General features: G+C 61.6%; 9 protein-coding genes and 1 tRNA gene. 4 read left to right on the top strand and 6 right to left on the bottom strand.

Annotated features, from left to right (window positions below):
- Positions 1 to 57 precede the first annotated feature (57 nt).
- From ACKUB9_RS33790 to ACKUB9_RS33780, 3 genes are all read right to left on the bottom strand, one after another.
- Positions 58 to 147, bottom strand: a tRNA-Ser gene (locus ACKUB9_RS33790).
- Positions 148 to 226: 79 nt separating this feature from the next.
- Positions 227 to 1,384, bottom strand: a complete 1,158-nt coding sequence (locus tag ACKUB9_RS33785; RefSeq protein ID WP_407531010.1) for a tyrosine-type recombinase/integrase — start codon at positions 1,382 to 1,384, stop codon at positions 227 to 229.
- Positions 1,381 to 1,929, bottom strand: a complete 549-nt coding sequence (locus ACKUB9_RS33780) for a hypothetical protein (RefSeq protein ID WP_407531008.1) — start codon at positions 1,927 to 1,929, stop codon at positions 1,381 to 1,383. Before ACKUB9_RS33780 ends, ACKUB9_RS33785 begins: the two co-directional genes overlap by 4 nt.
- Positions 1,930 to 2,039: 110 nt before the next feature.
- Here ACKUB9_RS33780 and ACKUB9_RS33775 point away from each other — a divergent pair, with 110 nt between their 5' ends.
- The 4 genes from ACKUB9_RS33775 to ACKUB9_RS33760 are packed head-to-tail and all read left to right on the top strand — an operon-like array spanning position 2,040 to position 5,067.
- Positions 2,040 to 2,246, top strand: coding sequence for a helix-turn-helix domain-containing protein (locus ACKUB9_RS33775; protein ID WP_407531006.1), 207 nt, complete (start codon positions 2,040 to 2,042; stop codon positions 2,244 to 2,246).
- Positions 2,247 to 2,249: 3 nt separating this feature from the next.
- Complete coding sequence (locus tag ACKUB9_RS33770) at positions 2,250 to 2,453, top strand: hypothetical protein (protein WP_407531004.1); 204 nt, start codon at positions 2,250 to 2,252, stop codon at positions 2,451 to 2,453.
- On the top strand, positions 2,450 to 2,782 hold the full coding sequence (locus ACKUB9_RS33765; RefSeq protein ID WP_407531002.1) for a hypothetical protein: 333 nt from the start codon (positions 2,450 to 2,452) through the stop codon (positions 2,780 to 2,782). The genes ACKUB9_RS33770 and ACKUB9_RS33765 overlap by 4 nt, the downstream gene beginning before the upstream one ends.
- Positions 2,779 to 5,067 (top strand): VapE domain-containing protein, encoded by a 2,289-nt coding sequence (locus ACKUB9_RS33760; protein ID WP_407531001.1) that lies wholly within the window; start codon positions 2,779 to 2,781, stop codon positions 5,065 to 5,067. Before ACKUB9_RS33765 ends, ACKUB9_RS33760 begins: the two co-directional genes overlap by 4 nt.
- Before the next feature lie 470 nt (positions 5,068 to 5,537).
- Here ACKUB9_RS33760 and ACKUB9_RS33755 read toward each other — a convergent pair whose 3' ends face one another.
- The 3 genes from ACKUB9_RS33755 to ACKUB9_RS33745 all read right to left on the bottom strand — a co-directional run.
- Positions 5,538 to 5,819, bottom strand: coding sequence for an HGGxSTG domain-containing protein (locus tag ACKUB9_RS33755; RefSeq protein ID WP_407531011.1), 282 nt, complete (start codon positions 5,817 to 5,819; stop codon positions 5,538 to 5,540).
- A 13-nt stretch (positions 5,820 to 5,832) separates the two neighbouring features.
- Complete coding sequence (locus ACKUB9_RS33750) at positions 5,833 to 6,273, bottom strand: hypothetical protein (protein WP_407530999.1); 441 nt, start codon at positions 6,271 to 6,273, stop codon at positions 5,833 to 5,835.
- Positions 6,274 to 6,733: 460 nt separating this feature from the next.
- A partial coding sequence (locus ACKUB9_RS33745; RefSeq protein WP_407530998.1) for a hypothetical protein occupies positions 6,734 to 6,954 on the bottom strand: 221 nt, incomplete at its 5' end.

Below are 6,954 nucleotides of genomic sequence, written 5' to 3'. Positions count from 1 at the left end.
CGCAAGAGGGGAAGCGGACGATTTCGCAGATAAGTTGGGCAATATCGGATTTTATGGTGGCGGAAGGGGTGGGATTCGAACCCACGGTGGAGTTGCCCCCACGGCGGTTTTCAAGACCGCTGCCTTAAACCACTCGGCCACCCTTCCAACCTGCTGACATTGTTAGCTTTTCCGCGGATTCTGCTAAGGGCTGACAACCCTTGCTTGCTACCGCTTTGCTACCCTTTCAGCCTCTGGTCTTGTCTATGGCCTCGCGCAGAGCGGCGTCAACCTTCGCGGCCGCGTCAGCCTGCATCCCTGGCAGCACGTGGCTGTAGAGGTCAAGAGTGATGCCGACGCTGGAATGCCCCAGCCGCTCCTGCGCGATCTTCGGGTGCACCCCGCTCGCAAGAAGGTGCGTGGCATGGCTATGGCGGAGATCGTGGAAGCGGATCCGCGGCAACCCCCTCGCCTGCCTCAGGATCCGGACGAACTCGTGAGTCAGGCTGTTAGGCTGCACCGGCGATCCATCCGCTTGCGCGAATACTCGTGTGGTCTGGGTGACTTTCTCCCCTACTCTCAGCAGCTCCTCGGCCTGTGCGAGGCGGTGCCGCCGCAACTCGTCGACCGCAAGCGAGGGCAGAGCCACCACGCGCGCGCGGCCGCTCTTTGTCTCCTTCAGGCGCACGCCGGCCTTGGTCTGCTCCGAGCTGACTGCGATCGAGAGCTGACCCGTTTTGAGGTCCACCGCGCCCCAGGTTAGAGCGGTCACCTCCCCTCTCCTCAAGCCGCAAGTCACGCCGAGGAGCACGGGTACGAACATCCTGGTCGGCCGGAAGTGAGCGAGGAGGCGCGCCGTCTCGGCTGCGTCAAGTGCTCGCATGGCCCGCCGCTCCACCTTAGGCGGCTTCACAAGATCGGCCGGGTTGTGGTGGAGCATCCGCCAGCGCACCGCCTGATCGAGAGCTTGGCGCAGGATGCGGTGCATGTGATGCACGGTACGGGGCGAGAGGCCGCCCTTGCCGTCGCGGCGTCCGCTTTCGAGCGCCTTCGCATAAGCCGAGGAGATCTGCTCCGGCCGGAGCTTCGTCAGGACGGCTTGCCCCAGCACCGGCACGAGGTTCTTTCTAGCAATTTCCACGTAGCGCTCGTGGCTGCGCGGAGCGACCTGCGACCGCATGTGTTTGAGCCAGCGCTCAAGGAACTGAAGGAGAGTCTCCTTAGCTGGCTCCAGATAGATGCCCGAACCCATCTCTGTTATCAGGCGTGCGCACTCCTTCTGCGCTTCGCGCTTGTTACCGGCGAACGAATGCCACTTCCGGCGGCGCTTGCCGGTTTCCGGGTCGGGAAGGTCGAGGACGATAGCCCAACGCCCCGGTGAACGCTCGCGAATGTGCCCTTTCATATCTCCCCCGAGTGCTCACGCAGCTCTTGGCCCAATACCGCTCGGAGATCAGAAGCCAGTGCTTCTAGTGTTGTTCTTGAGATCGTTGCATCGATCCTTATCGGCGGCTCGCCTTCGTCGCCTGAAAACACGTGAGTGAATTCAAAACCATCAATCAAATATCTGATTTCAGCTCTGGCGCAATTTCGCGCAATGGTAATTCCCTCGACATATTTTCTATCTCTCTCGAAGGCAAGGATGTTGTGAAGCGTAAGCCCAAACTCTGAGTGCCGCATTTCGCGGCCGCGATCTTCCACTATTTTAGCTTCATCGATCTTTTTTGTATGTTCGGCCGCATGAGAAAGATTGTCAGAGCCTAACACCGCAACTAGTAAGAGCGTTACTGAGGCAGATGTTGAGCGTACTCCTGACCCTGGGCCACGACCACTATCAGCATGAAGCACTCCAGCCCGCATAAGGGCACGCTGTCGCTCATAGAGCGCAGCTGGTGTGGTTCCTAGCAATCGGGCCATGCCGGGGATGAAAGATTTGAGGGAGCTGCTCATGACAGGTGGGTGTGTAGCAGGATGAATGGTGGTTGTCCACCACCATCTCTTGCGCGCTGCCTCCATCGGGGGTAAGTGGTGTGTGACCACCACTTAACCAGGATAGGGCTATGCCAACGGCGATCAAGAACAATGAGACTACGGCAGCTACTGCCGTCAGGATGACGCTGACTATTGACGAGGCCGCTCAACAGCTCGGCATTGGTCGCAACGGCGCCTACGAGGCTGCCAAGCGCGGCGAGATCCCCACCATCCGGATCGGGCGCAAAATGCTCGTCCCGCTAATCCCTTTTCAACGGATGCTGCAGGGACAGTAATTCATGCCCCAGAACGTCGAAGCCCGCGCGGTGGTGGCGCACCGGCGGGCCTCGGAAACGGTCTGCGTAGCGGCTGACCTCTCCGAGGTAATTCGAGCCCCGATCAGATTCCAGATGCGGCGCTTGCTGCGCCGCTTCGATTCCGGCCCCGAACGCCCCCACGTCCAGGCCGAGCTGATCTACGCCAGTGCGGGGAGGGGTGTATGAGCGCCTCCACTTCGCGCGGCCACCTGCAACGCCTCTTGGACGAGAACGAGGCAACTATCGCCGGCGACCGCCTCTTATTCGTGCGATGGCCAGAACGGTGTCACCGCGTCCGCCTTGCTTCGGTGGCCGAGGTGCGGACCTTGGAGCTTCTCGGGGAGCGTCATGTTCGAGTGGGCTACCGCTGGCACACCACTGTCCGGCGACTTGGCCCGGATTTCCGCGTGCGAGTCTTCCTTGTCGGCAGAGAAGACATCGACACCGACCTGATCGAGGAGGCCACGCATCTCTTCGCACCAACGGCCTCTGTGCGGCAGCGGAGCGCGACATGAGCCTGCCTCCCCCGCTCCCGGCACCTGGTACCCGCTTCCGGCCGCTCCCGCCCGCCCTGGCGCCCATGAAGGCCGAGGAGCGCTGGGTGGTGTGGCGGTGGGAGTCACACTGGAAGTCGGGCAAGCTGACGAAGGTCCCCTATGTCGCTGACGGCTCTGGCCAGATGGCCCGCACCAACGCTCCGAAATCGTGGCGCTCGTTCGAGGCGGCGCTCATGGCCTACGAGAGCGGCCGATTCCACGGCATCGGCTTCGTGCTCGCCGGCTCGCTTTACGGCGCCTTCGACCTCGACGACTGCCGCGACCCCGTCACGGGTGAGGTGGCGGAGTGGGCGCTTGCCAAGGTGCAGGACGCCGCCTCCTACGCCGAGGTGACGACGTCCGGCACCGGGCTGCGCATCCTCGGCCTCGCCACAGGTCCCAAGGTGCATCGGAACCAGGCGGTGCCCAGCGCCGATGGTGGCCGCATCGAGACCTACCGCGGGTGCGAGCGCTACGTCGTGATGACGGGCGACCCGCTGCCCGGCGCGCCCGAGGTCCTCGCCGAGATCGATGCCGAGATCGACTTGACCGTAGCATGGCTCGATGAGGCGAAGCAGGCCATGAAGCGCGGTGCGAAGCAGGGGCAGAGCCGCGGGCAGGATCGCGGCCAGCGTCGCACCGACCTGCCGGCCGATCTCAACAGGCTCATCCGGCACGGTGTACCGGAGGGGCGGCGGTCCGAGGCGTTCTTCCACGCCGTTGGGTGGATGAAGGATCTCGGCTGGACCGTTACCGAGATCATCGGGCTCCTCAGGCAGCACCCGGGCGGCATCGCCGAGAAGTACGCCGACCGGCTTGAGGCCGAGGTGGCGCGTGCCTTCGACCGGGCTGCCCAGCGGCCTCAGCCGGCCGGATCCCACGGACGCCGGAAGCGTCAGAGCGGGGCCGAGCGTCGCGATGCAGGCGCGGCCTCCATCAGCTGGCTCGCCACGTGTCAGTGCAACGACAAGGGCGAGCCCCTGGGGAACCTCGCCAACGCGATGGTGGCCTTGCGCCATGCCCCCGAGCTGTCCGAGGTGTTCTCCTACGACGAGATGTTGTGCGCCACGGTCTTGGACCGGCCCGTGCCGGATCCGGGCTGCGGCATCACGGAGCCGACCCTAATTCGGCCTGCGACGGACACGGACGTGAGCCGGGTGCAAGAGTGGCTCCAGCGCGCGGGCCTGCCGCGGCTCGGCAAGGACGTGGCGCACCAAGCGGTAGATCTGCGGGCGCACGAGCGCGCCTTCCACCCGGTGCGCGACTACCTCGACGGCCTGACCTGGGACGCGCGCCCGCGCCTCGAGACGTGGCTCTCGACCTATCTCGGGGCGGAGCAGACGCCCTACACTACCGCGATCGGAGAGATGTTCCTCGTAGCCATGGTGGCGCGCATCTTCGAGCCCGGCTGCAAGGCCGACTACATGATGGTGCTCGAGGGGCCACAGGGCGCCCGCAAGTCCACCGCTTGTGCGATCCTTGGCGGCCCGTGGTTCTCCGACAACCTGCCTGACGTGACCACTGGCAAGGACGTGTCGCAACACCTACCCGGCAAGTGGCTGATTGAGATCGCCGAGATGTCGGCCATGTCAAGGGCCGAGGACGCGGCGCTCAAGGCCTTCATCAGCCGCCCCGTGGAGCGCTACCGGCCGAGCTACGGCCGCAAGGAGGTGATCCAGCCCCGCCAGTGCGTGTTCGTGGGGACGACGAACAAGCCCGCCTACCTGCGCGACGAGACCGGGGGGCGCCGCTACTGGCCCGTGAAGGTGGGCGCGGTCGACACCGAGCCCCTGGCACGCGACCGCGATCAACTCTTCGCCGAAGCGGTCCAGCACTACCGCACCGGCATGCGCTGGTGGCCCGACGGCGAGTTCGAGGCCGACCACATCAGGCCGGAGCAGGAGGCGCGATTTGAGGCGGACGCCTGGGAGGAGGCCATCGCCTCGTTCCTGATTGCCAAGGAGCGGGTCACCGTCGCCCAAGTCGCCCGGGAATGCCTACACATCGACCTACCGAAGATTGGCACGGCCGAGCAACGGCGGGTGGCCGCAATCCTTCAGCGTCTCGGCTGGAAACCCATCCGCGATTGGCGTGGGCGCGCCTACATCCGGGCATGTCGCATGTCAGACCATGACGCATTTTCCCAACAAGGGAGCATGCGCGCGCATGCACACGGAAGGGACCTATATGGAAACGAGCGTCGTGGCGCGTCATGCGACATGCGTGAGGGCGAAGGCGACGACTGGTCGGACGCTGCTGAGTGAAACCAGGGAGGATCAGGGAAGTTCTAGAGGGTGTCCGGAAATTCTAAGATTTTATGCTTAATATTTTTTTGCATGAGGCGGCTCATCGCGAGATAAATCCAGGTCTCGGTCGTGACCGGCAGCGAAAATTTTTTCGGTACAGGCGGCTTTTTGCTCTTGGACAAATTCGATAGAAGCCTCGTTACTGACGCCAAAAAAATATTCTCCCCTGCCAAGACCCAGGCTTGACAGCAAGATACGCCGTCACAGACCAGCCATTTGCATCTATAATGTTAGCCTATTCATCCGCAGGGGTCCGGTAAATTAACCTGTTATTTATAAAGTATTGAATAAACCAGCTACAGCAACAAGACGTTAGCCTAATTATTTGTCGAATATTCTCCCACGTATCTCAACTCGTCGATGTATAAGAGATATTGTTCTTTGAAGGCAGGGTGTGTTGCACCAAAATTGCCCGCAGCGATTGTGGATTATCGCAACCCCTTGTTAGTCGCCTTGAGCGCGTAACGCGTTTGCCGCAGAAGGGCTCTGCACTCTCGTCGAAGGTCCGCTACCTCAACCGTCCAAAGGCCGTGCCTGAATGATCCGTTGGCCTGTCCCTTTGGCGCACCGCTACCTTTTGCACCGCCGTGCATCCGACATCTACATTTCCCTCTCACTGCCGGAGATTGGCACGGGTTGCCAAGTCTCGTCTTCGCGCCACACCGCCGCGCTGTTCGGAACGGCTCTGGCTGTCTCTCCACTGAGTGCATGGGGTTGGCTTCGCTATCTGTCACTCCCCCCTCCCCTCCCGTCCGAGTTCACGTTCCCAACGATGGCTCGGCCACCAGCATGAACGTGGACGTGCTCAACCCTGACGGTCTGTTCGCCTCCGCGCTTCAGCTTTGCGAGCGCTTCAATCTGAGCCGTGTAGGTTCGGAGCAGCTTGGTCGCGAGATTCCCGTACACCTCGGTCGTTTTCGGGTCTGCTCCGCTGGCTGCGACGCGAAGCATCCTCATCGCGGCTTCATGTGTCGCCGCCATCTGGATGCCGAGCTGTGCCTCAGCCTCGTTGCGCGCCTCAATGCTGGCGACCACAGCCAAGCTAGCATTCAAGCCTTCCACGGCTGACCGCGTAGGATCGGCCATGGCGGTGAGCAGGTGATTGATCCCGAGCTGAGCAAAATCATCGGAGGTGGTCGCAAACGCATCGAGCACCATACCCATCAAGCCATGGGTATCATTATGCTGAGCTTCGAACACTGCCGGGGCGTTGGCAGGCTGAGCCTTGATCGTAGGGCGCTTGGGTCTTTGCCCATGTCGCACCCTCGCAACTCCAATGGCAGCAGCTTCTGCTGCCGACGGCGGCCGGGCAACAGTTTGTGCGGGCGATTGTGTCATAAGAGAACCTGGATCACGAGGCGAGAAGTGGATCAACGACCACGACAGAATCGCAGTCCTCTACGCCATAGTCAAATTATTCTCCGATGCATTGAAGCTTACGCAATCGCTTTGCTGCATATTGAGAACAGATACGACGCATTTTCGCGGCGAGAAACCCTGCAACGTGTTCATAGCGCATTCGCCGTACGATAGATCCGCGACATGCAAGGCAGATAAGGAGGCATCCTCACCACTAAAATCACAACAGATACCGAATAGATATAGCAAGAGAGATATGACAATTTCATGTAGTGAGTCGCGCTTGAACCAAGAGGTTCCACACATAACTGTGTGGAATGCATGTGACGATTGCAATATAGTCGGCTGGCAGGCGCCAGCAGATGGCATCGCTAGGGCGTGAACCAAACCAAGGTGTTGCAGGAGCTTTTGTTTGATGATTCAGGGCCGCCGCTTGCAGCATGGAGGCGGCCATGGCGGACCTGTTCTGGCTCTCGGACGAGCAGT

This window comes from Methylobacterium oryzisoli (assembly GCF_046557895.1).
Lineage (GTDB): Bacteria > Pseudomonadota > Alphaproteobacteria > Rhizobiales > Beijerinckiaceae > Methylobacterium > Methylobacterium oryzisoli.
Note: the sequence above shows the minus strand (reverse complement) of the source record. Positions and strands in the feature narration are given on the sequence as shown.

Coding starts and splice junctions, on each gene's coding strand:
- ACKUB9_RS33785 (WP_407531010.1), bottom strand. CDS start 1,384: ATGAAAGGGCACATTCGCGAGCGTTCACCGGGGCGTTGGGCTATCGTC.
- ACKUB9_RS33780 (WP_407531008.1), bottom strand. CDS start 1,929: ATGAGCAGCTCCCTCAAATCTTTCATCCCCGGCATGGCCCGATTGCTA.
- ACKUB9_RS33775 (WP_407531006.1), top strand. CDS start 2,040: ATGCCAACGGCGATCAAGAACAATGAGACTACGGCAGCTACTGCCGTC.
- ACKUB9_RS33770 (WP_407531004.1), top strand. CDS start 2,250: ATGCCCCAGAACGTCGAAGCCCGCGCGGTGGTGGCGCACCGGCGGGCC.
- ACKUB9_RS33765 (WP_407531002.1), top strand. CDS start 2,450: ATGAGCGCCTCCACTTCGCGCGGCCACCTGCAACGCCTCTTGGACGAG.
- ACKUB9_RS33760 (WP_407531001.1), top strand. CDS start 2,779: ATGAGCCTGCCTCCCCCGCTCCCGGCACCTGGTACCCGCTTCCGGCCG.
- ACKUB9_RS33755 (WP_407531011.1), bottom strand. CDS start 5,819: ATGCACTCAGTGGAGAGACAGCCAGAGCCGTTCCGAACAGCGCGGCGG.
- ACKUB9_RS33750 (WP_407530999.1), bottom strand. CDS start 6,273: ATGGGTATGGTGCTCGATGCGTTTGCGACCACCTCCGATGATTTTGCT.